General features: G+C 72.5%; 26 protein-coding genes and 2 riboswitches. Of the genes, 9 read left to right on the top strand and 17 right to left on the bottom strand.

The window, feature by feature from the left end; translation table 11 throughout:
* Positions 1 to 166: 166 nt before the first annotated feature.
* The 11 genes from ABD292_RS19985 to ABD292_RS19935 form a co-directional block, all read right to left on the bottom strand.
* Positions 167 to 436 (bottom strand): hypothetical protein, encoded by a 270-nt coding sequence (locus ABD292_RS19985; protein WP_344209292.1) that lies wholly within the window; start codon positions 434 to 436, stop codon positions 167 to 169.
* Positions 433 to 1,266 carry a toxin glutamine deamidase domain-containing protein gene (locus ABD292_RS19980; protein ID WP_344209290.1) on the bottom strand — a complete coding sequence of 278 codons (834 nt, stop codon included), beginning with the start codon at positions 1,264 to 1,266 and terminating at the stop codon, positions 433 to 435. Before ABD292_RS19980 ends, ABD292_RS19985 begins: the two co-directional genes overlap by 4 nt.
* A gap of 92 nt (positions 1,267 to 1,358) precedes the next feature.
* Entirely contained in the window at positions 1,359 to 1,616 is a 258-nt protein-coding gene (locus ABD292_RS19975) for a Txe/YoeB family addiction module toxin (protein ID WP_344209288.1), read from the bottom strand.
* A complete protein-coding gene (locus tag ABD292_RS19970; RefSeq protein WP_344209286.1) occupies positions 1,613 to 1,873 on the bottom strand; it encodes a type II toxin-antitoxin system Phd/YefM family antitoxin in 261 nt (86 codons plus the stop codon). Before ABD292_RS19970 ends, ABD292_RS19975 begins: the two co-directional genes overlap by 4 nt.
* Positions 1,874 to 1,920: 47 nt before the next feature.
* Positions 1,921 to 3,297, bottom strand: coding sequence for an L-serine ammonia-lyase (locus ABD292_RS19965; RefSeq protein WP_344209284.1), 1,377 nt, complete (start codon positions 3,295 to 3,297; stop codon positions 1,921 to 1,923).
* Positions 3,298 to 3,355: 58 nt separating this feature from the next.
* The gene (gcvH, locus tag ABD292_RS19960; RefSeq protein ID WP_344209282.1) at positions 3,356 to 3,745 is read right to left on the bottom strand and encodes a glycine cleavage system protein GcvH; all 390 of its coding nucleotides are present in this window, start codon (positions 3,743 to 3,745) and stop codon (positions 3,356 to 3,358) included.
* Positions 3,742 to 4,827 (bottom strand): glycine cleavage system aminomethyltransferase GcvT, encoded by a 1,086-nt coding sequence (gcvT, locus tag ABD292_RS19955; RefSeq protein WP_344209280.1) that lies wholly within the window; start codon positions 4,825 to 4,827, stop codon positions 3,742 to 3,744. Before gcvT ends, gcvH begins: the two co-directional genes overlap by 4 nt.
* A 34-nt stretch (positions 4,828 to 4,861) precedes the next feature.
* Positions 4,862 to 4,956, bottom strand: a riboswitch (glycine riboswitch).
* Positions 4,957 to 5,054: riboswitch (glycine riboswitch) on the bottom strand.
* Between the two features lie 54 nt (positions 5,055 to 5,108).
* Positions 5,109 to 5,801 carry a gamma-glutamyl-gamma-aminobutyrate hydrolase family protein gene (locus ABD292_RS19950; RefSeq protein WP_344209278.1) on the bottom strand — a complete coding sequence of 231 codons (693 nt, stop codon included), beginning with the start codon at positions 5,799 to 5,801 and terminating at the stop codon, positions 5,109 to 5,111.
* Between the two features lie 10 nt (positions 5,802 to 5,811).
* On the bottom strand, positions 5,812 to 6,576 hold the full coding sequence (locus tag ABD292_RS19945; protein WP_344209276.1) for a 3-oxoacyl-ACP reductase: 765 nt from the start codon (positions 6,574 to 6,576) through the stop codon (positions 5,812 to 5,814).
* A 4-nt stretch (positions 6,577 to 6,580) separates the two neighbouring features.
* A complete protein-coding gene (locus tag ABD292_RS19940; protein ID WP_344209274.1) occupies positions 6,581 to 7,921 on the bottom strand; it encodes an aldehyde dehydrogenase family protein in 1,341 nt (446 codons plus the stop codon).
* 2 nt (positions 7,922 to 7,923) lie between these two features.
* Entirely contained in the window at positions 7,924 to 9,282 is a 1,359-nt protein-coding gene (locus ABD292_RS19935) for a glutamine synthetase family protein (protein ID WP_344209272.1), read from the bottom strand.
* Positions 9,283 to 9,352: 70 nt separating this feature from the next.
* Here ABD292_RS19935 and ABD292_RS19930 point away from each other — a divergent pair, with 70 nt between their 5' ends.
* From ABD292_RS19930 to ABD292_RS19920, 3 genes are read left to right on the top strand one after another with little or no spacing between them, the layout of a single operon-like run.
* Complete coding sequence (locus tag ABD292_RS19930) at positions 9,353 to 10,111, top strand: FadR/GntR family transcriptional regulator (protein WP_344209270.1); 759 nt, start codon at positions 9,353 to 9,355, stop codon at positions 10,109 to 10,111.
* Between the two features lie 52 nt (positions 10,112 to 10,163).
* Entirely contained in the window at positions 10,164 to 10,922 is a 759-nt protein-coding gene (locus tag ABD292_RS19925; protein ID WP_344209268.1) for a hypothetical protein, read from the top strand.
* Complete coding sequence (locus ABD292_RS19920) at positions 10,919 to 11,260, top strand: hypothetical protein (RefSeq protein ID WP_344209266.1); 342 nt, start codon at positions 10,919 to 10,921, stop codon at positions 11,258 to 11,260. The genes ABD292_RS19925 and ABD292_RS19920 overlap by 4 nt, the downstream gene beginning before the upstream one ends.
* On the opposite strand, the gene ABD292_RS19915 is transcribed toward ABD292_RS19920, so the two are convergent.
* Genes ABD292_RS19915 through ABD292_RS19905 form a run of 3 tightly spaced genes read right to left on the bottom strand, consistent with a single transcriptional unit; the run spans position 11,227 to position 13,543 of the window.
* The gene (locus ABD292_RS19915) at positions 11,227 to 12,018 is read right to left on the bottom strand and encodes an SGNH/GDSL hydrolase family protein (RefSeq protein ID WP_344209264.1); all 792 of its coding nucleotides are present in this window, start codon (positions 12,016 to 12,018) and stop codon (positions 11,227 to 11,229) included. The genes ABD292_RS19920 and ABD292_RS19915 overlap by 34 nt on opposite strands.
* Entirely contained in the window at positions 12,018 to 12,593 is a 576-nt protein-coding gene (locus ABD292_RS19910; RefSeq protein WP_344209262.1) for a PadR family transcriptional regulator, read from the bottom strand. Before ABD292_RS19910 ends, ABD292_RS19915 begins: the two co-directional genes overlap by 1 nt.
* Positions 12,594 to 12,652: 59 nt before the next feature.
* Positions 12,653 to 13,543 (bottom strand): hypothetical protein, encoded by an 891-nt coding sequence (locus ABD292_RS19905; RefSeq protein WP_344209260.1) that lies wholly within the window; start codon positions 13,541 to 13,543, stop codon positions 12,653 to 12,655.
* A 141-nt stretch (positions 13,544 to 13,684) separates the two neighbouring features.
* On the opposite strand from ABD292_RS19905, the gene ABD292_RS19900 reads away from it, so the two are divergent.
* Together ABD292_RS19900 and ABD292_RS19895 are read left to right on the top strand one after the other, a co-directional pair.
* Positions 13,685 to 14,197 carry a SigE family RNA polymerase sigma factor gene (locus tag ABD292_RS19900; RefSeq protein ID WP_344209258.1) on the top strand — a complete coding sequence of 171 codons (513 nt, stop codon included), beginning with the start codon at positions 13,685 to 13,687 and terminating at the stop codon, positions 14,195 to 14,197.
* The gene (locus ABD292_RS19895) at positions 14,184 to 14,930 is read left to right on the top strand and encodes a hypothetical protein (RefSeq protein WP_344209256.1); all 747 of its coding nucleotides are present in this window, start codon (positions 14,184 to 14,186) and stop codon (positions 14,928 to 14,930) included. The genes ABD292_RS19900 and ABD292_RS19895 overlap by 14 nt, the downstream gene beginning before the upstream one ends.
* A 5-nt stretch (positions 14,931 to 14,935) precedes the next feature.
* On the opposite strand, the gene ABD292_RS19890 is transcribed toward ABD292_RS19895, so the two are convergent.
* The 3 genes from ABD292_RS19890 to ABD292_RS19880 form a co-directional block, all read right to left on the bottom strand.
* Positions 14,936 to 16,357 (bottom strand): nickel/cobalt transporter, encoded by a 1,422-nt coding sequence (locus tag ABD292_RS19890; RefSeq protein ID WP_344209254.1) that lies wholly within the window; start codon positions 16,355 to 16,357, stop codon positions 14,936 to 14,938.
* Entirely contained in the window at positions 16,354 to 17,550 is a 1,197-nt protein-coding gene (locus tag ABD292_RS19885; RefSeq protein ID WP_344209252.1) for a tetratricopeptide repeat protein, read from the bottom strand. Before ABD292_RS19885 ends, ABD292_RS19890 begins: the two co-directional genes overlap by 4 nt.
* Before the next feature lie 149 nt (positions 17,551 to 17,699).
* Positions 17,700 to 19,076 (bottom strand): DUF4331 domain-containing protein, encoded by a 1,377-nt coding sequence (locus tag ABD292_RS19880; RefSeq protein ID WP_344209250.1) that lies wholly within the window; start codon positions 19,074 to 19,076, stop codon positions 17,700 to 17,702.
* 265 nt (positions 19,077 to 19,341) lie between these two features.
* Between ABD292_RS19880 and ABD292_RS19875 the strand changes: the two genes are divergently transcribed.
* The 4 genes from ABD292_RS19875 to ABD292_RS19860 all read left to right on the top strand — a co-directional run bounded on the left by ABD292_RS19875 (position 19,342) and on the right by ABD292_RS19860 (position 24,484).
* Positions 19,342 to 21,069, top strand: a complete 1,728-nt coding sequence (locus ABD292_RS19875) for an ABC transporter ATP-binding protein (RefSeq protein WP_344209248.1) — start codon at positions 19,342 to 19,344, stop codon at positions 21,067 to 21,069.
* 64 nt (positions 21,070 to 21,133) lie between these two features.
* Positions 21,134 to 22,783, top strand: coding sequence for a urocanate hydratase (hutU, locus tag ABD292_RS19870; protein ID WP_344209246.1), 1,650 nt, complete (start codon positions 21,134 to 21,136; stop codon positions 22,781 to 22,783).
* An 80-nt stretch (positions 22,784 to 22,863) separates the two neighbouring features.
* Positions 22,864 to 23,736: a MurR/RpiR family transcriptional regulator gene (locus tag ABD292_RS19865; protein WP_344209244.1), complete on the top strand. Its 873-nt coding sequence runs from the start codon at positions 22,864 to 22,866 to the stop codon at positions 23,734 to 23,736.
* 61 nt (positions 23,737 to 23,797) lie between these two features.
* Positions 23,798 to 24,484: an SDR family oxidoreductase gene (locus tag ABD292_RS19860; protein ID WP_344209242.1), complete on the top strand. Its 687-nt coding sequence runs from the start codon at positions 23,798 to 23,800 to the stop codon at positions 24,482 to 24,484.
* Positions 24,485 to 24,501 lie beyond the last annotated feature (17 nt).

Here is a 24,501-nt window from a genome sequence, read left to right as displayed (position 1 = left end):
GGCGCACCCGCGGCTGCGCGGGGGCGGCGCGGCCCCCGGTGGGGGCCGCGCCGGCGACTCGCAGAGGATGGCGGCTTCGAGCCGTGGCGCGACTCGGCGGGGGGGTGGTCGCGCCGAGCCGTGGCGCGACTCAGTGAGCGATGGCCGTGCCGAGCCGTGGCGCGACTCAGCGGGGGATGGGGCCGGGCCAGAGCTCGGCGACCGTCTCCGGGTCGAGGAGCGGCCGGGGGGCCACCTCGCCGGTCGTCTCGTCGATGACGACACACGCGCCGCCGATCGTCTCCGGCAGCCGGGCCGGGTCGTCGGGTTCGAGGTCGCGGATCCAGGCGACGTAGCCGTCGTGGAAGCCGTACACGCCGACGGAGACGGCCTCCTCCGCCGGCAGCGCCCCGTTGACGTACTCCTCGGCCAGCGCCCTGGCCTGGTCCAGGTTCACTGCGGCCTCCCGTGCCGGTCGAGGACCACGCAGAACACCCCGGTCACCGTCAGGTAAGGGGGCTCCACCGACATGTGCCCCCGCTGGGCGTCGATCCAGATGACCTCGCCCTCGGCGTTGACCGCGTTGTAGGCGTGGCTGCCGCCGCCGGGCCAGCGCACCACGATCACCGCGCTCGCCCCGTGGCCGGCCTCCGTCAGCCGCCGCGCGATCATCGGGTAGGCGTGCCGCCCCTGCCCGGTGTACTCCAGCCGCTGCCCGACCCAGCGTTCGATCCTGGCCGTGCTGCCGCGCTCGCCGGTGAGCACGGGCCGGCCGATGCGGTCGTGCTCGGGCACCCGCGCCGCGGCCGTGGCCGGCTCGCCGTGCCAGGTGGACAGCACGGCGAGCGCGCAGTCTGCGGCGTTGGCGGCGCGGAACGGGTCGTCGGCGGGGCCGCAGCCGTTGATCAGCCTGATCCAGGTGCCGCGCGGGTCGGGGAACCGCGCCCCCGGGGGCAGGGCCTCCATGAGGTCGCGCTCCGCCTGCGGATCGGGCCTTGCCAGCCCGCCGGGCACGTCGTACGGCCGGCACTCGGCGAGCGGCGGCGGCCGGTGCGGCCGGTCGAACCAGTCGTCCCCGTCGCCCTCCGGCCTCGCCCGTGGCTCCTCACCGACACCGGGCGAGTCCTCGCCGGCCCCGAAAAGGTCCTGCTCGCCGGGGGCCGGCGCGTGCTCGTCCAGCTCGGCGGCCCGCTCGTAGTCGAGCCACCGCACCCCGTCGGCGACGACGGGGTTGTACCGCCCTTCGGGGAGGACCCAACGGACACTCGGCTTGCGCTCGCGGAACACGGCCTGCCTCCTGTCATCCCTTCGACCACCGATCGTAGATGGGTCGTCACGGAACGGAGGGGGAAAGTGCAAAGTTCCGCTGGTCAGGTCTCCTATTCGTAGTGGTAGCGGGCCTGCAGGATGACGACCTCGTCGTCCATGGGCAGGTAGACCAGTCTGTGCTCTTCGGTGATGCGCCGCGACCACGCGCCCGTCAGGGCGTACTTCAGCGGCTCGGGCTTGCCGATGCCCTCGAAGGGATCACGCAAGGCGTCCTCGATCAGCCGGTTGATCCGCTTGAGGATTTGCCGATCGGCCGTCTGCCAGTGGACGTAGTCCTCCCAGCCCCTCCCCGTGAAGGCGACCTTCACCGGGAGCCCTCGTCGTCCAGCAGTTCGTGCCTCTCGTGGCGGCCCGCGAGAGCCTCCTGGTACGACTCGATCAGTCGACGGGCGTTGGCCGGCGAGCGAAGCAGGTAGGCCGTCTCCCGGAGCGCCTCGTATTCCTCGGCGGCGACCAAGTAGGCGTTTCCGCTCTTGGACACGATCTCCACGGCGGTGCGGTCGTTGTTGACCTCTTCGATGAGCGGGAACAGGCGTCGGCGGGCCTCGCTGGCGGTGATGGACATGACCCTCCCTCTGAGTGGTACAGCTTTACGGTACCACTCAGAGGTCGTCAGCACTCGATGACGTTGACGGCGAGGCCGCCGCGGGAGGTCTCCTTGTACTTGTCGAGCATGTCGCGGCCGGTGTCGCGCATGGTCTTGATGGCCTTGTCCAGGGCCACGTAGTGGCGGCCGTCGCCGCGCAGGGCGATGCGGGCCGCGGTGATGGCCTTGTTGGAGGCGACGGCGTTGCGCTCGATGCACGGGATCTGCACGAGGCCGCCGATCGGGTCGCAGGTGAGGCCCAGGTTGTGCTCGATGCCGATCTCGGCGGCGTTCTCCACCTGCTCCGGTGTGCCGCCCATGACCTCGGTCAGCCCGGCGGAGGCCATCGAGCAGGCCGAGCCCACCTCGCCCTGGCAGCCGACCTCGGCCCCGGAGATGGAGGCGTTCTCCTTGAACAGCACGCCGATCGCGGCGGCCGTCAGCAGGAAGCGGATCACGCCCTCGTCGTCGGCCTGCGGGACGAAGCGGGTGTAGTAGGTGAGCACGGCCGGGATGATGCCGGCCGCGCCGTTGGTGGGGGCGGTGACGATGCGGCCCCCGGCGGCGTTCTCCTCGTTGACCGCCAGCGCGAACAGCGTCACCCAGTCCATCGCCTGGAGCGGGTCCTTCTCGGGCGACTCGGCCTGGAGGCGGCGGTGGAGCTGGTTGGCGCGGCGCTTGACCTTGAGCCCGCCAGGCAGCACGCCCTCGCGGGAGATGCCTCTGCGCACGCACTCCTGCATGACCCGCCACAGGTTGAGCACGCCCGCGCGGATCTCCTCCTCGGTGCGGCCGAACGCCTTCTCGTTCTCCATCATCAGCGCGGAGATCGACAGGCCGGTGTTGGAGCAGTGCTTGAGCAGCTCCTCGCCCGTGGTGAACGGGTAGGGCAGCACGGTGTCGTCGGGCTTGATGCGGTCGGCGCCGGTGGCGTTCTCGTCCACGACGAAGCCGCCGCCGACCGAGAAGTAGACCTTCTCCCGCACGGTTCCGCCGTCCGCGTCGTAGGCGGTGAAGCGCATGCCGTTGGGGTGCTCGGGGAGGGAGATCTTGCGTTCGAAGACGAGATCCTCGCCCACGACGAACGGGATCTCGCGGCGGCCGTAGAGATGGACGGTGCCGGAGGCGCGCATGGCGGTCAGGCGCTCGTCGACGGTGTCGACGTCCACCAGCTCCGGCTTCTCCCCGGACAGGCCCAGCAGGACGGCCTTGTCGCTGCCGTGGCCCTTGCCGGTCAGGCCGAGCGAGCCGTACAGGATGGCCTCGACGCGGGCCACCCGCTCCAGCAGGCCGTCCTCGTGCAGGCCCCGGGCGAACTTGTGCGCGGCCGCCATCGGGCCGCCCGTGTGCGAGCTGGAGGGCCCGATGCCGATCTTGAAGAGGTCGAAGACGCTGATCGCCATTGATGTGCGCCCTTCATGGGACGGAAGCCGGGGCCCGGGCGGGGCCCCGGCGGGGAAATCAGGACTCGCCGGAGGTGAGGGCGGTGTACTCCTCGGCAGAAAGCAGGTCCTCGGGCTCGCCCTCGATGCGCACCCGGAACATCCACCCTTCCCCGTAGGGGTCGCTGTTCACCAGGGCCGGGGTGTCGGCCACGTTCTGGTTGACCTCGACCACCTCGCCGCCCACGGGCGAGTAGATCTCGCTGACGGACTTGGTGGACTCCACCTCGCCGATCGAGTCGCCGGCCGCGACGCTCGCGCCGACCTCGGGGAGCTGCACGTAGACGACCTCACCCAGGGCCTCGACGGCGAAATCGGTGATGCCCACGGTGACGGTCAGGCCGTCGTCCAGCCCGGCCACCCACTCGTGTTCCTTGGTGTAGCTCAGCTCGTCAGGGATGTTGCTCACTTCTTCCTCCTGTAAAAGGGCAGCTCTACGAGGTCCACGGGTTCTTGGCTGCCCCGGATGTCCACTGCCAGGCCTTCACTCGCGCCGGTGTCGACGTAGGCCATCGCGATGGGCTTGCCCAGGGTGTGGGAAGGCGCGCCGCTGGTGACCTCGCCGACGACGGCGCCGTCCTGCGTCACCGGGTAGCCGTGCCGCGGCACCCGGCGGCCCCGCGCGACCAGGCCGACGAGGCGGCGTCCCGGCTGGTCGTCCTTGACCGCCTCCAGCGCCGCTCGTCCGACGAAATCGCCGGGCTTGTCGAATTTCACCACTCTGCCCAGTCCCGCGTCGAACGGGGTCAGCTCCGCGCCGAGCTCGTTGCCGTACAGCGGCATGCCGGCCTCCAGCCGGAGCGTGTCGCGGGCGGACAGGCCCGCGGGCGCGAGCCCGTACGGCTCCCCGGCGGCGGTGAGCGCGTTCCAGAGCGGCACGGCGTCCTGGTTGGCGACGAAGAGCTCGAAGCCGTCCTCGCCGGTGTAGCCGGTGCGGGCGATCAGCGCCTCGCGGCCGTCGACCAGGCCGGGCAGGCCGGCGTAGTACTTGAGCCCGGCGAGGTCGGCGTCGGTCAGCGTGGCCAGGATCTCCTGCGCGCGGGGGCCCTGGACGGCGATGAGCGCGTAGCGGTCGGAGCGGTCCTCGACCGCCGCGTCGTACGCCTTGGCCCGCTCCTGGAGCTCCTGGGCGACCTTCTGGTAGTTCGAGGCGTTGGCGACGACCATGAACTCCTCGTCACCGAGCCGGTAGACGATGAGGTCGTCGAGCACCCCGCCCCGCTCGTCGACGATCATGGTGTACCTGGCCCGGCCGGTGGCGAGCGCGGACAGGTGGCCGACCAGCGCGTAGTCCAGCGCCTCGGCGGCCTGCGGGCCGGTCACGAAGATCTCGCCCATGTGGGAGAGGTCGAACAGCCCGGCCGCCTCGCGCACGGCCTTGTGCTCGGCGGACTCGCTGCCGTACCGGAGGGGCATGAGCCAGCCGGCGAAGTCGGTGAGGGTGGCGCCCAGGCTCTCGTGGACGTCGCGTAGCGGTGTCGGTCGGGACATGTGTCGCACCTCAGGACAGGAGTGGATGCCAGCATCCTCCCCCTCTGTCATCGATGCCTGAGAGCTTCGCCCGATTTTTGCCGGACTTTCACCTTCGGCGAGGCCAAGAGCCTGCTTTCCAGAGGCCACCTCGTCCGTGCGGTCCTTTGCCTTGAGAGGTTCGCGGGGAGGGCTTGCTCCTTCAGGGACCCTGACCGGCTGTCAGAGTGCTCTCCCGCACGGTTTCGACGGTGATGTCCGCCAGCCTAGTGGGGGTACGGGGCATTTGTCGCCTACGGGTCTCAGCAGGCCGCGACCAGCGCCTCGAACAGCGCGCCGTCCTCGGCCTCCTCCGGATGCCACTGCACGGCCATCGCGAACGCCGCCCCCTCCAGCTCCACCGCCTCGACCGTGCCGTCCTCGGCGGTCGCGGTCACGGTCAGGCCGGGGGCGAGCCGGTCCACGGCCTGGTGGTGGTAGTGCGGGACCGTCACCGGCTCCGTGCCGAGCGCCTTGGCCAGGCGGCTGCCGGGCACCGGCGTCACCGGCAGATGGCCGAACACGCCCGGCCCCGGCGCGTGCCCCGTGTGCCCCGCCACGTCCGGCAGGTGCTGGTGGAGGGTGCCGCCGAGAGCCACGTTGAGCACCTGAAGGCCACGGCAGACCCCCAGGTACGGCAGCCCGGCGTCCAGCGCCCCCGCCAGCAGCGCGAACTCCGCCTCGTCGCGGAAAGCGCGGACGTAGCCGGTGCGCTCGTGCGGCCGGGCGCCGTACCTGGCCGGGTCGATGTCGCCGCCGCCGGCCAGGACGAGCCCGTCGAGACCGCGCAGCGCCCCGGCGGGCTCGCCGGCCGGCGGCAGCACGACGGGCTGGCCGCCGGCCCGCACGACCTGCTCGACGTACAGGTACGGCAGCAGCGCCACGGTCACGTCCGTCCAGACCGTGAACGTGGCGGGCTCCACGTAGGAGGTGATCCCGATCAACGGGCGACGCACGACGGACCCCCTAGAGCGGCGTCACGTAGGCGCCGCTGATGCCGCCGTCCACCAGGAACTGGCTGGCCGTGATGAAGGAGGAGTCGTCACTGGCCAGGAAGGCGACGGCCGCCGCGATCTCCGACGCCTCGGCGAAGCGCCCGAGCGGCACGTGCACCAGCCGCCGCTGCGCCCGCTCCGGGTCCTTGGCGAACAGCTCCTGGAGCAGCGGCGTGTTCACCGGTCCGGGGCAGAGCGCGTTGACCCTGATGCCCTCGCGGGCGAACTGCACGCCGAGCTCCCGCGACATCGCCAGCACCCCGCCCTTGGAGGCGGTGTAGGAGATCTGCGAGGTCGCCGAGCCCATCACGGCCACGAACGACGCGGTGTTGATGATCGAGCCCTTGCCCTGCCGCCGCATGTACGGGATCGCGTGCTTGCAGCACAGGTAGACGCTGGTGAGGTTGACCTCCTGGACCCGGCGCCAGGCGTCGAGCCCGGTCTCCAGGATGGAGTCGTCGTCGGGCGGCGAGATGCCGGCGTTGTTGAAGGCGACGTCCACACTGCCGTAGGTCTCGTGCGCCGTGGCGAACACCCGCTCGACGTCGTCCTCGCGGGTCACGTCCGCCTCGACGAACAGGCCGCCGACCTCGTCCGCGGCCTTGACGCCCGCCGCCGCGTCGATGTCCACGCAGACGACCCGCGCCCCCTCCTCGGCGAACCTGCGGGCCGTGGCGAGCCCGATGCCGCTGCCCGCGCCGGTGATGACCGCGACCCGATCCTGCAACCGCTGCACTTGCTCACTCCCAGGAGATGAAGACGTTCTTGGTCTCGGTGAACGCCGCGAGGGCGTCCGGGCCGAGCTCCCGGCCGAGGCCGGACTGCTTGAAACCGCCGAACGGGGTCCAGTAGCGGACCGACGAGTTCGAGTTGACCGACAGCGCGCCCGACTCGACCGCGCGCGCCACGCGCAGCGCCCGCCCGACGTCGCGGGTCCAGATCGAGCCGCTCAGCCCGTACGGCGTGTCGTTGGCGACGCGGATCGCGTCGGCCTCGTCCGTGAAGCGGGCCACCGACACGACGGGACCGAAGATCTCCTCGGTGAACGCGGGATCGGTCACCTCGGGCGTCAGCACGGTGGCGGGGAACCAGTAGCCCTTGCCCGCCGGGCACTCGCCCTGGAGCCAGGGGTCGGAGACGAACCCGCGGACCCGTTCCCGGTGCTCGGCGCTGATCAGCGGGCCCATCTCGGTGGCCTCGTCGAGCGGGTCGCCGACCCGGACGGCGCGTACGGCGGGGGCGAGCAGCGCCATGAACTCGTCGTACACCTCGGCCTGCACCAGCAGCCGGGAGCGGGCGCAGCAGTCCTGGCCGGCGTTGTCGAACACCGCGTACGGCGCCGCCGCGGCCGCTTTGGCGAGGTCGGCGTCGGCGAAGACGATGTTCGCCGACTTGCCGCCCAGCTCCAGCGTCACCCGCTTGACCTGGGCCGCCGCCTTGGCCGCGATCTCCTTGCCGACCTCGGTCGAGCCGGTGAACACGATCTTGGCGACGTGCGGGTGCTCCACCAGCCGGGCCCCCGCGACCTCCCCTGCCCCAGGCAGCACCTGGAGCACCCCCTCGGGGAGGCCCGCCGCCAGGGCCAGCTCGGCCAGCCGCAGCGCGGTCAGCGGGGTCTGCTCCGCGGGCTTGACGACGACGGTGTTGCCCGCGGCCAGCGCGGGGGCCACGCCCCACGACAGGATGAGCATGGGGAAGTTCCACGGCACAATCACGCCCACCACGCCCAGCGGCTCCTGGAAGGTGACGTCCACGCCGCCGGGCACCGGGATCTGCTTGCCGTGGTTGCGCTCGGGCGCGGCGGCGTAGAAGTGCAGCACGTCGCGGACCGCGCCGGCCTCCCAGCGGGCGTTGCCGATGGTGTGCCCGGCGTTGTCCACCTCCAGCCTGGCCAGTTCCTCGGCGTGCTCGCCCACCAGGTCGGCGAAGCGCCGCAGCAGCCGCGCCCGGTCGCCGGGTGCCACCGCGCGCCAGGACGGGTACGCCTTCCTGGCACGCTCCACGGCCCGGTCGACCTCGGCCGCGTCGGCGAACTCGACGTCGGTGATGACGTCCTCCGTCGCCGGATTGACGATCTTCATGCTCACATCCGTTCGAAACCGCGGAACAGCTCCCAGTCGGTCACCGCCGCGTCGTAGGCGGCCAGCTCCACCCGCGCGTTGTTCGCGTAGTGCCCGACCACGTCCTCGCCGAACGCCTCACGCGCCGGCTTCGACCCCTCGAACAGGGCCAGCGCGTCGCGCAGCGTCGCCGGCACGGTGTCGGCGCCGGAGTCGTAGGCGTTGCCCGCGTACGGGTCCTCCAGCGCCAGCTCGCCGTCGATGCCGTGCAGCCCGGCCGCGACCAGCGCGGCGACCGCGAGGTACGGGTTGACGTCGCCGCCCGGCACCCGGTTCTCGATGCGCAGCGAGAGCCCGTGGCCGACCAGGCGCAGCGCGCACGTCCGGTTGTCCAGGCCCCACTTGACGGCCGTCGGCGCGAAGCTGCCGGGGACGAAGCGCTTGTAGGAGTTGACGTTGGGGGCGAGCAGGAGGGTCAGCTCGCGCAGGCAGGCGAGCTGGCCGGCGATGAAGCGGGCGCCGAGCCGCGACAGGCCGTGCGGCCCCTCGCCGGCCATCACCGGCTCGCCGCTCGTGGAGCGGAGCGAGATGTGGATGTGGCAGGAGTTGCCCTCGCGCTGGTTCGGCTTGGCCATGAAGGTGATCGCCCGGCCCTCCTGGGCGGCGATCTCCTTGGCGCCGTTCTTGTAGATCGCGTGGTTGTCGCAGGTCCTGAGCGCCTCGTCGTAGCGGAAGGCGATCTCGTGCTGGCCCAGGTTGCACTCGCCCTTGGCGGACTCGACGTACATGCCGGCGCCCTCCATGTCGCGCCTGATGCGGCGCAGCAGGGGCTCGACGCGGGCGGTGCCGAGGAGCGAGTAGTCCACGTTGTAGAGGTTGGCGGGGGTGAGATCGCGGTAGGCGCGTTTCCAGGCGTCCTCGTAGGAGTGGTCGTAGACGACGAACTCCAGCTCGGTCCCGACGTAGGCGACCAGGTCCCGCTCGGCCAGGCGGGCGAGCTGGCGGCGCAGGATCTGGCGGGGCGAGGCGGTCACGTCGCCGCCGTCCTCCCAGGCCAGGTCCGCCATCAGCATCGCGGTCCCCTCCTGCCAGGGCACCCGGCGCAGGGTCGCGAGATCCGGCTTCATGACGAAGTCGCCGTAGCCCCGGTCCCAGGACGACATGGCGTAGCCGGAGACCGTGTTCATGTCGACGTCCACGGCGAGCAGGTAGTTGCAGCCCTCGGAGCCGTGGTGCAGCACCTCGTCCAGGAAGTAACGCGCCGAGAGCCGCTTGCCCTGCAACCTGCCCTGCATGTCGGCGATGGCGAGGAGCACCGTGTCGATCCGGCCCGCGCTCACCTCGTCGCGCAGCTCGTCCACGCTCAGGAAGCCTTCGTGCACGTTCAGGTCGCTCCGATCTGGCCTGAGGCGCTTTCCCGTTGATTGGGCTAGTCTCAGACCATTGATGTGCATGGTGGATCGTCTGTCAAGACCCGAGGACATGTTGGACGAGTCGGCGCGACTGATGACGGTGCTGCGCCCGGTCCGGGCCGGCAACGCCTTCGAGGAGACCGTGGAACGGCTGCTCCAGGCCATCAAGCTGGGCGTGGTGCCGCCGGGCGGCAAGCTGCCCCCGGAGCGCGAGCTCGCCGTGCGGCTCGGCATCAGCCGGGTCACCCTGCGTGAGGCGATCCGCGCCCTGTCCGACGCCGGCTACCTCGACGTGCGCAGGGGCCGCTACGGCGGCGCGTTCGTCACCTACGAGCCGCCCGCCCCCGACGCCCGCGAGCTGCGCCAGGCCGTCGCCGAGATGGGCCACGACGACCTCGCCGACGCCCTGACCTTCCGCCTGGCCGTCGAGTGCGGCGCCGCCCAGGTGCTGGCCGGCATGGAGCTCGCCGGCGAGCGGCGCGCCCTGCTCCTGCGTCGGCTCGCCGAGCTCAACGAGGCGTCACTGGAGGACTACCGCCGCCTCGACACGGCCTTCCACCTGTCCATCGCCGAGCTGACCGGCTCTGCGCTGCTCGCCACGGCCTGCGCCGACGCCCGCTCCCGGGTCAGCGACCTGCTCAACGCCATCCCGATGCTCCAGGTCAACCTGGACCACGCCGCCGTCCAGCACCGGGCCATCGTGGACGCCATCCTCGCGGGCGACCCCGAAGCGGCCCGCCGCGCCATGACCGAGCACCTGGAGGGCACGGCCGCGTTGCTGCGGGCGTTCCTGGCATGACGGAAGACGCGTCACGGTAGGGGCGATCGCCTCGTACCATCGTTTTAAGGTTATGGGGGATTGGTTTCAGCACACCATCGTCGCCACGGGACGGCTCTCGCTGTTCTGTTTCTTCGTCATGCTCATCGTGGCGTTCATCGCGACCCGCATCAACGTCCGGCTGATCAGGGCCAAGGTCGGCTGGTTCCGTGACGTCAACGTGGGCGAGATGCACATCCACCACGTCGTCTTCGGCGTCGTGCTGATGCTCGTCGGCGGCGTCACGCAGATCGTCCTCGCGCCCACCTCGCAGGTCGGGCACGCGGTGGCGGCGGGCGTCTTCGGGGTCGGCTCGGCGCTGGTCCTGGACGAGTTCGCGCTGATCCTGCACCTGCACGACGTGTACTGGGAGGAGGAGGGGCGGACCTCGGTGGACGCGGTCTTCATCGCGGTCGCCGTCACCGGCCTGCTGCTCATCGGCCTCCGGCCGCTCACCTGGGACTACGGGACGCCTCTCGTCAATCCGGCCGTGCTCATCGTGGGCAACCTGGTGCTGGCCGTGATCACCCTGCTCAAGGGGAAGATCTGGACCGGCATGGCCGGGCTGTTCGTGCCGCCCATGCTGCTGGTGGGCGCGATCCGGCTGGCCCGGCCGGGGTCGCCGTGGGCGCGCTGGGTCTTCGCCCGGCGCTCGCCGCGCAAGATGGCGCGGGCCCTGCGCAGGGAGGAGAAGTGGCGGCGGCCGGCGATCCGGGCCAAGATCGCCTTCCAGGAGTTCCTGTCCGGGCGGCACGACCTGCCGTCCACGCGACGCGCACGCCGGCGCACGTGAACGCGGACGAGATCGGGCTCGCGGTGCGGGCGCTGCACGAGCGCGGCCACGCGGGCGACCTCGTCGAGGTCGCCGCCGCACGCCCCCTCTGCTCCTTCCGAGAGCTGGAAAGCCTCGGCAGGCGGCACCTCGAATCCTTCTCCGTGCACGAGCTGGCCGACCGGCTGGAGTTCGCCGAGCTCATCGCCGACGAGGAGTTCGAGGCGTACGGGCTGGACGAGGAGGGCGTGCGGGCGGTCCGGCGCTTCGCCAGGGAGTGGCTGGAGGACATCAGGCTGCGCCGGGCCGACGACGGCGACGTGGACTACGACGCCGAGGACGTCCCCGGCGTCGACTGATCCACCGGGGTGAGCAGGGGCCGCTTGGCGGTGCGGCCGTCGCCCGAGGAACGGCCGCGCAGGCGCCGGCCGATCCACGGCCCCGCGAACGCGCCCAGCCAGCGGGCCTGCTCCGCCGCCGTCCGCCAGGCCGGCACCGCCGGCAGGAGCGGGAACGGGTCCATCCACGTGCCGTCGCTGCCCGGCAGCTCCAGGGCGTGGGCCACGGAGGCGGCGATGCGGGCGTGCCCCTCCGGGCTGGCGTGCAGCCGGTCGGGGCTCCACATCCGGGCGTCCTCGACGAACCGCATCCCGAAGGTGTCCACCAGCGTCACCCCGTGCCGGGCGGCGGCGTCCCTGATCCGCGCGTTCAGCGCGAGGACGCGCGGCAGCAGCGGACGGGCCAGCGGCATGATCGCGCCGATGTCGGGGAAGGTCACGCTGACCACCCGGGCCCCGGCGGCGGTCAGGGCCGCGAACATCTCCTCCAGCGCCTGCGCCACCCGCGCGGGGTCGAAGCCCGGCCGGATGATGTCGTTCATGCCGGCCATGACCGTGGCCAGGTCGGGCCGCAGCGCGAGGGCGGCCGGCAACTGCTCGTCGCGGATCTGGCCGGCCAGCCTGCCCCGGACGGCGAGGTTGGCGTAGCGCAGCTCCGGGTTCGCGCCGGCCAGGATCTCGGCCAGGCGGTCGGCCCAGCCGCGGTGGCCGCGCAGGTCGTCGCCGTCGCCGAGCCCCTCGGTCTGGCTGTCGCCGAGGGCGACGTAACGGGCGTACATCAGGGCTGCTCCTTCCTGACGCGGGCGGCGCGCTCCTCCAGCGCGCGGGCGGTGTCGAGAGACCAGTCGCGGATCTCCCGCTCCAGCCTGCAGCCCGCCAGGCACGAGAGGTAGGGCCCGACGCGCTCGCCCTCGCGCAGGAACGTCTCCTCGTCCAGGTCGCCGCGGAAGTGCAGCAGCGTGCGCTCGAACAGGGCCAGCTTGGCGGCGGCCGCCGCGGCCCGCTCGCGGAGCTGGGCGATGACGGGGGCGGGGTCGAGGGCGTCCACGGCGTGCACCCGCACCACCAGGTCGTCGCGGAGCAGCAGCGGCTTGGGCGGGGCGGCGGCGAAGGCGGCCAGCTCGTCGAGGCCGGCGCCGGTGACGCTGAACACCCGCTTGTTGGGGCGGCCCCGCTGGACGACCTCGCGGCCCGCCACCAGGCCGTCGGCCTCCAGCTTGGCCAGCTCGGCGTAGAGCTGCTGGGGGGAGGCGTACCAGAAGTCGGCGACGCCGACGTCGAAGATCTTGGTGAGCTGGTAGCCGCTGTGCTCGCCGCTGAGGAGGGCGGCGAGGACGGCATGGCGGAGGGCCATCGTCACTCATGCCCATGAGTAGTCATGGGCATGACTATAGGCAGGGCGGGCGCGTGACGCTAGGGCAGGGCGGGGACGGCGGGCGGGTCGTTGGTCCAGCCGACCTTCACCAGGGTCTCGGTGTGCTCCTTGCCCGGGACCTGCTTGCCGTCGTTCAGTGCCTTCTGCTCCCGCGACAGCAGCAGCATCGTGCCGGTGTCCACGATCAGCCTGGTCCTGGCCGAGGACTTGGTCTTCTTGTCCGCCCTGTCGATCAGGACCACGGCGCCGGATCTGCCCAGCGTGTCCTTCGCGAGGCCGTCCGCGCGGACGCCCGGCATCGTCAGCAGCGCCTGGTAGGCGGCGGCGCGGACCTCCTTCGTGACGGGAAGGGAGTGCAGGAGGTACGGCAGGGTCCCCGCGACCCAGCCGTCGAGGGCGTAGTCCGGCACGCGGCTGGCCTGGCCCGCCCTTCTGAGCCAGTCCTTCAGAACTGCCGGGTCCGCGGGCAGGCGCTGGACCTCGTCGTACGTCAGGTGCTGCCCCCCGAGGAAGAAGTAGTTCTGATCCCGTACGGGGCCCGTGCTGCCCTTGGCGGGCGCGGCGGACAGCTTCACGGTCTTGCCGTCGATCGACTCGCTCCACTTGGACGGGGAGCCGTCACGCTGCCACGCCTTCCTGTCCGCCGCGCTCTTCGGCAGCGCCCCGAGCTCCCGGTACCCGTACCACGTTTTGCCGTCGGGCGCCTGCCAGGTCTCCGAGACCCGCCGCTGGACCAGCGCGTAGGAATCCGATTTGGAGCCGAACCGCCAAGGGTGGGTGAGCGTCATCAGCGACCTGGAGTGCCAGTAGGCGCCCTCGGGCGGAGCCGCCGCGGCCGCCCCCGGCGCGCCCAGGAGGGCGGTGGCGCCCATGGCCAGGCCGACGCCCAGGGAGACCAGCGGCCGGATCGGCGCGGTCGCGAGCTTCATAGGGATCCTCCGTGAATTCGACGTGATGATCTCCAATACGCCTGGGACCGCCAGAACGTTGCCCGCGAGACTTTCTTCGCCGGCGGGCAACGCCGGGGACGGCCGGGGCGTATTAGGAGGCGTGAAATCGGACAGACAGCCATGAGCGGCGCGGAGCGCGACTTCAGCGCCTTCGTGGCCGCGCGTGCCACAAGTCTGCTGCGGGTCGCCTATCTCGCCTGCGGCGACGAGACAGAGGCCGAGGACCTGCTGCAGACGGCGCTGGAACGCACGTACAGGAGCTGGGACCGGGTGCGCTACGACAACCCCGAGCCCTACGTACGCCGCGTCATTGTCAACGCGGCCATCAGCCGCGCCCGCCGCCGGGCGATCCTCAGCATCATCCCGACGCACCGGCCGCCGGAGCGACCGGCCCGCGTCACCGACGTCGACCTGCGCCACGTGCTCATGGAGGCGCTGCGCGCCCTGCCGCCCCGGCAGCGCGCGGTGGTCGTCCTGCGGTACTGGGAGGACCTCAGCGAGGCGGAGACCGCCGAGGTGCTCGGGTGCTCGGTCGGCACCGTCAAGAGCCAGGCGTCGAAGGCCATGGCCAAGCTCCGTTCGGCGCTCGGCCGCGAAGCAGCGGAAGGAGTGATCAGGAATGCCCGCGCTTGAGGAGGAGCTCCGCCAGATCATGGCGGACGAGACCGCGAGACTGCACGCCGCGCCCGACCTGGCGGAGCGGGTCATGCGCGCCGCCGGCGGCAGGCGGACGAGGATCAGGGGCGTGGCGCTGGCCGCGACGGCCGCCGTCATCGCCGCCGCGCCCATCGGGTACGTGACCTTGGGTTCGACGGCCACGAGCGGCGAGCCCCCGGCGGTGGTGGAGCCCACGACCGCCACGACGCTGGAGCCGCCCGCCATCGACGACACCCCGCCGATCCCCTCCGACCCGCCGGAGCTCGGCGACCTGGGGGACGGGAAGGCGTTCAGGCACGTCAAGGTGGGATATCTGCCCGACGGGCTGAGATGGTCGCACTGGTCGGTGGACTTCGGCGACAGCTATTCGACTTCGTACAACTTCGACGGCGACAAGAACGGCTTCTACTGCGTCCAGATCTACATGTACGAGGACGCCGCCGTCCAGGAGCTCGACGAGCGGATCCAGCGGCTCCGCGACGAGGGCGACGGCGAGGAGGTGACCATCGGCGACCGCACCGGCTACCTCGTCGTCCAGGAGGTGGGCGAGGACGGCATGAAGGGCACCCCCACGCTCTTCCTCAGGATGGGCGACCGGCAGCGCGCCGAGATCATGTTCAGTCCCTCGTACGTCAAGGAGTTCTCCGGCGCCGAGGCCGTCGACGCCGAGCTGAGGAGGATCGCGGAAGGGCTCACCTCGACCCTGTGACCCGCTCAGAGCGCGACGGCCGAGCGGAGCGCGAGGCCCGCGCCGAGCAGCACGACCATCGCGGCGGTGCCCAGCGGGGCCAGGCCGGACACGCGGGCGGCCAGGCGTCCCGAGGCGGCCCGGCGTTCCAGGCGGTCCACCAGCTTGACCAGCAGGAGGCCGGTGACGGTGAGGGTGGCGGCCATGCCGACGCCGTACGCCGTCACCAGCGCGACGCCGAACCAGGTGCGGCCGAGGGCGATCGCGCCGAGCAGCACGATCAGCGCCGACGGGCTCGGCACCAGGCCGCCCGCCACCCCGAGCCCCACGAGCCCGGCCCGCCGCCCATGACCGTGCCCGTGCCCGTGTCCGTGTCCGTGCCCGTGTCCATGTCCGTGATCGTGTCCGTGCCCGTGCCCAGTGCGGGGGCGGCGGGCGTTCAGGAGGAGGCGGACACCGATGACGGCGATCAGCGCGCCGCCGGCCACTCCCAGCCAGGACAGCACCGTCTCCCCGGCGAGGGTGGTGAAGGCCGTCAGCGCCAGCCCCACCACCAGCACCCCGGCCGTGTGCGTGGCCGTCACGGTGGCCCCCACCACGACCGCGTCGCGCGGCCGGCCACGGCGTCCCGCCAGGTACGCCGCCATCACCGTCTTCCCGTGCCCGGGGATCAGCGCGTGCCCGGCCCCCAGCACCACGGCCAGCCCGACGGCGAGCAGCCCGAGCGGGAGCGTCAGCGCGTCCGAGCCGATCAGGCCGGTGAACGTCCGGTCCAGGGCGGCGAACGCCTCCCCGACGGGCCCGCCGGTCGCGAGGCCGCCGGGCGCGGTGCCGCTCCCGCCCGTGGCGGGCCCGCCCGCCGAGGCCGTGAACGTGGCCGTCCGCTGGTCGAGCGGGCCGGACAGCAGGTCCTCCGGGTAGGCGCGCAGCTCGTCGCTGACGCTCGCGGCCGGCACCGTGGAGCCGCTCAGCCGTACGCCGTCGCCCGCCGCGCTGATCTCCCGCCAGCCGATCCTGTCCTGCTCGAAGGCGTCGGTGAACTCCACCGGGCCCGAGGCCCGGACGGCGGCCGTGAGGCGGCAGGTCAGGCGGCTGGTCCGCAGCCCGCCCAGGCCGGGCGCGTACGCGAACCCGGCCTCCGACACCCGCCACGGCACCGCCGTCCCCGCCACGACCAGGCGTTGCGCGGCGGCCAGCGCGGCGCAGCGGCGGCCCGCGTAGCCGGCGTCCACGGCGGGACCGGCCTGCAGGGTCGGCAGCTCGGCCAGGTCGACGACGGCGAGGTTGCCGATCCCGCCGGGCGTGACCACCAGCCCGTTGTAGTGGTTGACGGTGAAGTTGCCCAGCGGGTGCGCCGCGGCCGGCCCCGCGAACAGCGCCGGCAGCAGCAGGCCCGCCAGCGCGGACAGCAGGACGAAGCGGATCACCCTGGAGCGGATCGCCTTCATGAGAGCCTCGCGAGGGACGGCAGGGACGGGTCGAAGCCGGGGTCCACGCGCGCGGGCCGGCCGAGGGCGCGCTCGATGCGGGCCCGGTGATAGCGGATGAGCGGGTTGTTCCAGCCGGTCGCGGTGGCCCGCTCCGCGTACTTCAGCGCCTCCTTCGGCTCACCGGCCCGGAACAGCGCCCAGGCGAGGGCGTCGGCGGCGACGAGGTTGGGGTGGCGGGCGTACTCGGCCCGCGCGTACCGGACGGCCCGCTCCGGGTCGCGGTGGTCGGCCTCGAACTCGGCCGCCGTCAGGTCGTCGCCCACCCCGGCCGCCGCGAGCAGCCGCCGCTGGGCGTCGAGCAGCGTCCAGTCCGGCCGCAGCCCGGCCTTGAGCTGGACCTCGCCCTGCTCGACCAGGTACTGGGGGAGCGGCAGGCGGGTGACGACCCGCTGGTAGAGGTCGAGCGCCTGGCGGAGGTCGCCGCCGAGCGCGCTCGCCCTGGCCTGGCCGGCGAGCGCCGGGGTGAAGGAGGGGTCGGCCTGGAGGGCGCGGGCGTACCAGCTCCTGGCGGTGGCGAGGTCGCCCGTGTGGAGGGCCAGCTCGCCCAGGTAGTGGCGGACGTAGGCGAGGTCGGCGGGCAGCCAGGCGTCCTCGTGCGCGTACTCCAGGTAGCGGCGGGCGCCCTCCTGGTCGCCGCGCAGCTCGGCCGCGTACGACGCGCGGGCGAACGCCGCCACCCCCGGCTGCAGCTCCAGCATCCGGTCCACGGCCCGCGCGGCCCCCTTCAGGTCGCCGAGCTGGGTGCGGGCGTCGGCCAGCACGCCGTGGGCCGCCGCGCTGTACGGGTTCGCCGCGACCGCCTTCCCCGCCAGCCGCGCCGCCTCGGCGAACTCGTGCCGGCCCGCGGCGAGGGCGGCGCGCGCGGTGAGCACGGCGTCGTCGTCGGGGGCCAGCCCGGTCGCGGTGCGGGCGGCGCCCTCCGCCTTGACGTAGTAGGAGGGATCGCCGGTGACGCGGGCCTGGTCGACGTACTGGGAGGCGAGCTCGGCCCAGCCCCGGTGGTCGCGGGGGAGGCGCTTGAGCCGTTCCTGGAGGGTTTCGAGCGGCTGCGCGGCCGTGGCGGGTGGCGCGGCGGACGGGGCCGCGGAGAAGGAGGCGATCGTGAAGATCATCGTCCCGAGGAGGACGAGACCGGCGAAAAACGTGCGCATGACGGCAGCTCCGGGGTCGGACGGTGCGGGCCGGCCGGCCGTGACGGGGAGCGCGGCCGGCCGGCCCGCGAGGGCGGCGGACGACGGGAGAGGAGCCCGCCGCCCCGGACGGCCGGCCGGCTCGGGGAGGGTGCCGGCCGGTCGGGGACTCATCGCTGGTTGACGGCCCCGTTGGAGGGCAACGGGATGTACGGGAACGTCTGCAGCGACGGCTTGTCGTTCCTGTCCACTTTGTCCGTCAGGCCGGGCACGAGCTTGCCGCTCAGCGCGGCGCCCGCCACGGCCTGCAGCTCGATGTCGACGACGTCGTCGATGAGCCGGCGGCCGTTCGGGAAGCCCTGGAGGTCGCCGCCGAGCACGCCGAGCCGGTTCGGGTCCTTGCTGGGCGGGATCGACATGTTGAGTCGCAGCATCTCGGACGGCCGCAGCCGGCCGGCGTCCTTGTTCAGCACCTGCGAGTTCAGGTCGGCCTTGATGGGGCCGGTCCGCTTGGCGACGCCGGTCAGGAAGATCTGGAACAGGTCGTCGCGCGGGGTGGCGGGGGCCTTGATGCCGTAGACGGCCTGGAGCAGCCGGGCCACCTCCGGGTCGTTGACCCGCTTGACCAGCGGAGCCACGTCGGCGTCGCCGGACGGGTCGAGGGCGTTGTAGGCGTCCTTGAGCCCGGCGGGCGCGACGACCTCGTTCACCAGCGGGTTGCACAGGCGCGAGACCTGCACGTACTTGTGGCCGTTGAACTTGTCGGTGGTCGAGCAGACGCCGATGACCGGGTTGCGCTCGGGGTCGCCCTTGAGCGCCAGGTCCTTCTGGGGCACCTGGATGCCGATCGTGTTGACGTTGTAGCCGCGGGTGGTGTCCTGGCCGACCTCCGACAGGTCGCCGCCGTAGAGGAAGTCGAACACGCGCAGGTCGAGGAAGAACGCCTCGTCCGACTGGCCGGCGAACGTCCGGCCGCCGCCCGGCACGCCGGCGATGGACTGGGCGCGCAGGGCGCCGTAGTCGGGCATCGAGGCGGGGCCGAGGTTGCTGGGCGCGGCGATGCCGTTCGAGACCAGGGTCCTGGTGCCGTGGGGCGTGACGCGCTTCAGCGTGTAGCGCTGGCGGTAGAGCAGGTCCGGGTCGTTCAGCGAGGTGACGGGGCCCTTGTTGGCGAGGAAGGTGTCGTTGCCGCGTCTGTCCTCGTCGCGGAACGTCCACTGGTAGGTGATGTCGGTCCTGGCGTCGCCGTCGTTGTCGATCTTGATGTTGTAGCGGGCGGCGGTGTCCCAGGGGTAGAAGTTCGGGCCGCCGTGGGGCTCCTGGAACGGGATCCAGTTGGCCAGCAGCGTCACGGTGCCCGGCTTGTCGGGGCTGACGAACGCGTACACGTCGGTGTTGTCGACCTGGGGCATCCCCAGGATCTTCGGGGCCTCCCGGTGCGAGGAGGCGGTGCCGGGGTCGGTGCGGAGCGCGGCCATCGACGACGCGGCGACCGCTGCGGCGAGGCCGAGTCCGACCAGAGCGCGCCGGGTGATCCGGAGCTCCATGGTGGTCCTTTCGCAGGTGCTGTTCCGGTGCTGAACCGGTTGCTGTTCCGGTGCTGGTTCGGTGCTGTTCCGGTGCTGCGAGGTCCGGCCGGGTTCCTCGACGGCCTATTCGTCCGCCGGGTGCGCGCGGATGTCACGAGTTCCTTCTCCTCCTCAAGGAGGAGAAGTCAACCGAAGTTGACATACTTAGGTCGTCAATTTAGGTTGACCCTGCCCGGGCGGTGCGGATCGCGCCGCTTCGTTCGTTGCGCACAGTGGAAAGTTCATGGAGGGGGATGCCGTGCTCAAGGAGTTATTGGCCTACGTCCGCCCGTACCGGAGGATCCTGTTCCTCGGCGGGTTCCTGGGGCTGATCGGCTCGGTCGCGGGGCTCGCGATGCCGCTGCTGGCCAAATACGTCGTGGACGCCTTCGGCTCGAACGGGTCGATGGCCGGGCCGCTGCTCGGGTTGACCGCCGCGGTGCTGGTCGGCGCGGTCGTCTCGGCGAGCGGCAGCTACCTGATGGAGCGCACCGGCGAGGGCATCGTGCTCGGCGCCCGCCGCAAGCTCGTGGACCGGATGCTCCGGCTCAAGGTCGCCGACGTCGACCGGCTCAAGCCCGGCGACCTGCTCTCGCGGGTGACCGGCGACACCACGCTGCTGCGCGCGGTGCTCACCAACGGCATCGTCGAGTCCATCAGCGCGGTGTTCATGCTGGTCGGGGCCATCGTCATGATGGCGACCATGGACGGCGTGCTGCTGCTCGTCACGCTCGGCGTCATCGTGGTCGTCGGCGGGCTCGTGGCGCTGATCATGCCGCGCATCCAGCGGGCCCAGGCGCAGGCCCAGGAGGCCGTGGGCGAGATGGGGTCCGTGCTGGACCGGGCGCTGCAGGCGTACCGGACGGTCAAGGCGAGCGGCGCGGAGGACCGGGAGATCGCCGAGGTCGGCGAGGCCGCCACCCGGGCCCGCGACCGGGGGCTGCAGGTCGCCGTCTGGACCTCGCTCGCCGGGGTCGCGACCTTCATGGCGGTGCAGATCGCCTTCCTCGCCGTGCTGGGGGTCGGCGGGGCCCGGGTCTCCTCGGGGGCGCTGGAGGTCTCGTCGCTGATCGCGTTCCTGCTCTACCTGTTCTACCTGGTCTCGCCGATCGGGCAGCTCGTCCAGGGCGGCGTGCAACTTCAGCAGGGTCTGGCCGCGATGCAGCGGATCAAGGAGATCGAGGGGCTGCCGGCCGAGCCCGCCGAGCCCGCCGAGCCGACCGGCGACGGCCGCGAGCCGGTCGGCGTCACCTTCCAGGACGTGGTGTTCCGCTACGGCGAGGACCGCCCGCTCGTCCACGACGGGGTCACCTTCGAGGTGCCGCCCGGCGGCCTCACCGCGCTGGTCGGGCCGTCGGGGGCGGGCAAGTCCACCGTGTTCGGCCTCATCGAGCGCTTCTACGAGCACCAGGGCGGCACGATCACCGTGGGCGGCAGGGACATCCGCGACTGGCCGCTCGGCGAGCTGCGGGCCGCGCTCGGCTACGTCGAGCAGGACGCCCCCGTGCTCGCCGGCACCCTCCGCGAGAACCTGCTCTTCGCCGCCCACGACGTCACCGAGGACGAGCTGGCCCGCGCCATCGCCCGCACCCGCCTCGACGACCTGGTGTCCCGCCTTCCCGACGGCCTGGAGACGCCGGTCGGGCACCGCGGCGTGCTGCTGTCCGGCGGCGAGCGCCAGCGCGTCGCCATCGCCCGCGCGCTGCTGCGCAGGCCCCGGCTGCTGCTGCTCGACGAGGCCACCTCGCAGCTCGACGCGGTCAACGAGCTGCGGCTGCGCGAGGTCATCGCCGAGGTCGCGCGGGAGACGACCGTGCTGGTCATCGCCCACCGGCTCTCCACGGTCACGGGCGCCGACCGGATCGTGGTGATGGAGGCGGGCGGCGTACGGGCCGTCGGCACGCACGCCGACCTGGTCGGCGAGGACGACCTCTACCGGGAGCTGGCGGCCACCCAGTTCCTCGTGGGGTGACGCGCGCCGCTGCGTTGTAGTCTGCGGGTGACAAAGATGAATGTGTTCATTCAGGAGGGTCACGATGGGCCGCAGCGTGCGCGCGCCGCGAGGCACGACGATCACCGCCAAGGGCTGGCCGCAGGAGGCGGCGCTCCGGATGCTCCAGAACAACCTCGATCCCGAGGTCGCCGAGCATCCGGAGCAGCTCGTCGTCTACGGCGGGTCCGGACGGGCGGCGCGTGACTGGGCGTCGTACGACGCGCTCGTCAGGACGCTCACCACGCTGGAGGGCGACGAGACCCTGCTCGTGCAGTCGGGGCGGCCCGTCGGCGTCTTCCGCACCCACGAGTGGGCGCCCCGGGTGCTCATCGCCAACTCCAACCTGGTGCCCGACTGGGCGAACTGGGAGGAGTTCCGCCGCCTGGAGGCGGCCGGGCTCACCATGTACGGGCAGATGACCGCCGGGTCGTGGATCTACATCGGCACGCAGGGCATCCTCCAGGGCACGTACGAGACGTTCGCCGCGGTCGCCGCCAAGCGCTTCGGCGGCTCGCTGGCCGGCACCGTCACGCTCACCGCCGGTCTCGGCGGCATGGGCGGCGCGCAGCCGCTCGCGGTCACCATGAACGGCGGCGTCGCCATCTGCGTCGACTGCGACCCGCGCTCGGTCGCCCGCCGCATCGAGCACCGCTACCTCGACGTCGAGGCCGCCACTCTGGACGAGGCGCTGCGCCTGGCCGAGGAGGCGCGGGCCGCCCGCCGGCCGCTGTCCATCGGGCTGGTCGGCAACGCCGCCGACGTCCTGCCCGAGGTGCTGGCCCGCGGCGCCGAGATCGACATCGTCACCGACCAGACCTCGGCGCACGACCCGCTGATGTACCTTCCGGCCGGCGTCGCCTTCGAGGACATGGCCGCCGAACGCGACAAGGACCCGGCCGGCTTCACCCGGCGCGCGCGGGAGTCGATGGCCCGCCACGTGGCCGCCATGGTCGGCTTCAAGGACGCGGGGGCCGAGGTCTTCGACTACGGCAACTCCATCAGGGGCGAGGCGCGGCTGGCCGGCTACGAGCGGGCCTTCGACTTCCCCGGGTTCGTGCCCGCCTACATCAGGCCGCTGTTCTGCGAGGGCAAGGGCCCGTTCCGGTGGGCGGCGCTGAGCGGCGACCCGGCCGACATCGCCGCGACGGACCGGGCGATCCTGGAGCTGTTCCCCGACAACGAGCCGCTCGCCCGGTGGATCCGTACGGCGGGGGAGAAGGTGCGCTTCCAGGGGCTGCCGGCGCGCATCTGCTGGCTCGGCTACGGCGAGCGCAACCTCGCGGGCGAGCGCTTCAACGACATGGTGGCGTCGGGCGAGCTGCGGGCGCCGATCGTCATCGGCCGCGACCACCTGGACAGCGGATCGGTGGCCTCCCCCTACCGCGAGACCGAGGCGATGGCCGACGGCTCCGACGCGATCGCCGACTGGCCGCTGCTCAACGCCCTGCTCAACACCGCCTCCGGGGCCGCCTGGGTGTCCATCCACCACGGGGGCGGCGTCGGCATCGGGCGCTCCATCCACTCCGGCCAGGTGACGGTGGCCGACGGCACGGCCCTGGGGCGGGAGAAACTGAGCCGCGTCCTCACCAACGACCCGGGCACGGGGGTGATGCGGCACGTGGACGCCGGCTACGAGCGCGCCGCCGAGGTCGCCGACACCCGCGGCGTCCGCATCCCCATGCGCGAGTCCTGACCCGGGCCCTCCCGTGGAATGAGCCCCGCGGAATGAGCCCTGCGGGATGAGAACGAAGGGCGGGAGACGTTGGAGGAGGCGTGGCGGACGGATATCTCGGCGGACTCGACGTGCTGCTCAACGGCCGCAGGCTGTCCCCGGTGCAGCGCAGGATCGCCCACTACCTCAGCGAGAACCTCGACGAGGCCATCTTCCTGTCCAGCGTCGAGCTGGCCGAACGGGCCGGCGTCAGCCAGCCGTCGGTCACCAGGTTCGCCATGGTCCTCGGCTTCGGCGGCTACCCGGAGCTGCGCCAGGCGCTGCGCCCGCTCGTGCTGGGCAGCACCGGCACGGGAGAGCCGCAGGAGAGCCTGCTGCGCGGCGCGATCGACGTCGAGATCCGCAACCTCGCCGTCGTGCGCGAGCGCCTGAGCGCGTTCCCGCTGAAGGAGCTGGGCGAGCAGCTGGCCGCCACCGAGCCGCTGCCGGTGGTCGGGCTGCGCGTCTCGTGCGGCCTGGCCACCACCTTCGCCGACTACGCCCGCCGCATCCACCCCGACGTACGCCTGCTCACGCACGGCGGCTCCGAGCTGGCCGACGGCCTGCACGCCTGCCGCCGCGCGGGCGCGGAATGGCTGGTGGCCGTGGTGCTGCCGCGCTACCCGCGCGAGGCCGTGCAGGCCCTCGAATACGCCGAGAAGCTCGGCTACCGGGTGGCCGCGATCACCGACAAGCCCGGCTTCCCCGCGGAGGTGGTGCTGGACGCGCCCGTCGGCGACCGGCTCGTGTTCGACTCGCACGCGGCCCCGCTGCTGCTGGCGATGGCCCTGGTGGAGGCCATGGCCGACGCGGCGCCGCTGCGCACCAGGGCCCGCCTGGAGGAGTACGAACGCATGACCGACGAGACCGGCACGTTCCTCCCCGGCGACCCGCCACCGCCCCTCGCGGGCAGCGACGGGCACCTCACCGGATGACCCGCCGCCGGCCGCACGGGAGGCGCGGCCGGCGGGCGGGCGGGTCAATATGCTGATCTCCATGACTGAACGACCGACGGCGCTGGTCACCGGCGCTTCCCGAGGTGTCGGCGCGGCCGTCGCCAGGGCTCTCGGGCCCACTCACCACGTCATCCTGGGCGGCCGGGACGAGAGCGCGCTGGCCGCCGTGGCGGCGGAGCTGCCCGACGCGCGGCCGTGGCCGGTGGAGCTGACCGGGGTCACCGAGGCCGACGTGGCCGGCGTCGAGCGGCTGGACCTGCTCGTGCACAGCGCCGCGATCACCCGCATGGGGCTGATCGCCGAGCAGCCGGCCGCCGTGTGGCGGGAGATGTTCGAGGTCAACGTCGTCGCCGTCGCCGAGCTGACCCGGCTGCTGCTGCCCGCGCTGCGGCGCGCCAAGGGGCAGGTGGTGTGCGTCAACTCCGGCGCGGGCCAGCGCGCGAACCCGCACTGGGCGGCGTACGCGGCCAGCAAGTTCGCGCTGAAGGCGTTCGCCGACGCGCTGCGGCAGGAGGAGCGCGACGTGCGGGTCACGACCGTCTACCCGGGCCGGATCGCCACCGACATGCAGCACCAGGTCCGCGCGTACGAGGGCGGCCCGTTCGAGGCCGACAAATACCTGACCGCCGAGAGCGTGGCGCGTGCCGTGATGGCCGCGGTCAACGCCGGGCCGGACGCCCATCTCACCGAGCTGACGCTGCGTCCCGCGGCCGGCCCGGTCAACTGAATGGATCCATTCACTAC

This window comes from Nonomuraea bangladeshensis (genome assembly GCF_039529455.1).
Lineage (GTDB): Bacteria > Actinomycetota > Actinomycetes > Streptosporangiales > Streptosporangiaceae > Nonomuraea > Nonomuraea bangladeshensis.
The sequence above is the reverse complement of the archived record's forward strand: the minus strand, read 5'-3'. Positions and strand labels throughout refer to the sequence as shown.

Excerpts from the sequence above, each read along its gene's own strand:
- ABD292_RS19970 (WP_344209286.1), bottom strand. The coding sequence starts at position 1,873 with ATGTCCATCACCGCCAGCGAGGCCCGCCGACGCCTGTTCCCGCTCATC.
- ABD292_RS19965 (WP_344209284.1), bottom strand. The coding sequence starts at position 3,297 with ATGGCGATCAGCGTCTTCGACCTCTTCAAGATCGGCATCGGGCCCTCC.
- gcvT (WP_344209280.1), bottom strand. The coding sequence starts at position 4,827 with ATGTCCCGACCGACACCGCTACGCGACGTCCACGAGAGCCTGGGCGCC.
- ABD292_RS19940 (WP_344209274.1), bottom strand. The coding sequence starts at position 7,921 with ATGAAGATCGTCAATCCGGCGACGGAGGACGTCATCACCGACGTCGAG.
- ABD292_RS19930 (WP_344209270.1), top strand. The coding sequence starts at position 9,353 with ATGGTGGATCGTCTGTCAAGACCCGAGGACATGTTGGACGAGTCGGCG.
- ABD292_RS19925 (WP_344209268.1), top strand. The coding sequence starts at position 10,164 with ATGGGGGATTGGTTTCAGCACACCATCGTCGCCACGGGACGGCTCTCG.
- ABD292_RS19915 (WP_344209264.1), bottom strand. The coding sequence starts at position 12,018 with ATGTACGCCCGTTACGTCGCCCTCGGCGACAGCCAGACCGAGGGGCTC.
- ABD292_RS19910 (WP_344209262.1), bottom strand. The coding sequence starts at position 12,593 with ATGGCCCTCCGCCATGCCGTCCTCGCCGCCCTCCTCAGCGGCGAGCAC.
- ABD292_RS19905 (WP_344209260.1), bottom strand. The coding sequence starts at position 13,543 with ATGAAGCTCGCGACCGCGCCGATCCGGCCGCTGGTCTCCCTGGGCGTC.
- ABD292_RS19900 (WP_344209258.1), top strand. The coding sequence starts at position 13,685 with ATGAGCGGCGCGGAGCGCGACTTCAGCGCCTTCGTGGCCGCGCGTGCC.
- ABD292_RS19895 (WP_344209256.1), top strand. The coding sequence starts at position 14,184 with ATGCCCGCGCTTGAGGAGGAGCTCCGCCAGATCATGGCGGACGAGACC.
- ABD292_RS19890 (WP_344209254.1), bottom strand. The coding sequence starts at position 16,357 with ATGAAGGCGATCCGCTCCAGGGTGATCCGCTTCGTCCTGCTGTCCGCG.
- ABD292_RS19885 (WP_344209252.1), bottom strand. The coding sequence starts at position 17,550 with ATGCGCACGTTTTTCGCCGGTCTCGTCCTCCTCGGGACGATGATCTTC.
- ABD292_RS19880 (WP_344209250.1), bottom strand. The coding sequence starts at position 19,076 with ATGGAGCTCCGGATCACCCGGCGCGCTCTGGTCGGACTCGGCCTCGCC.
- ABD292_RS19875 (WP_344209248.1), top strand. The coding sequence starts at position 19,342 with ATGGAGGGGGATGCCGTGCTCAAGGAGTTATTGGCCTACGTCCGCCCG.
- hutU (WP_344209246.1), top strand. The coding sequence starts at position 21,134 with ATGGGCCGCAGCGTGCGCGCGCCGCGAGGCACGACGATCACCGCCAAG.
- ABD292_RS19860 (WP_344209242.1), top strand. The coding sequence starts at position 23,798 with ATGACTGAACGACCGACGGCGCTGGTCACCGGCGCTTCCCGAGGTGTC.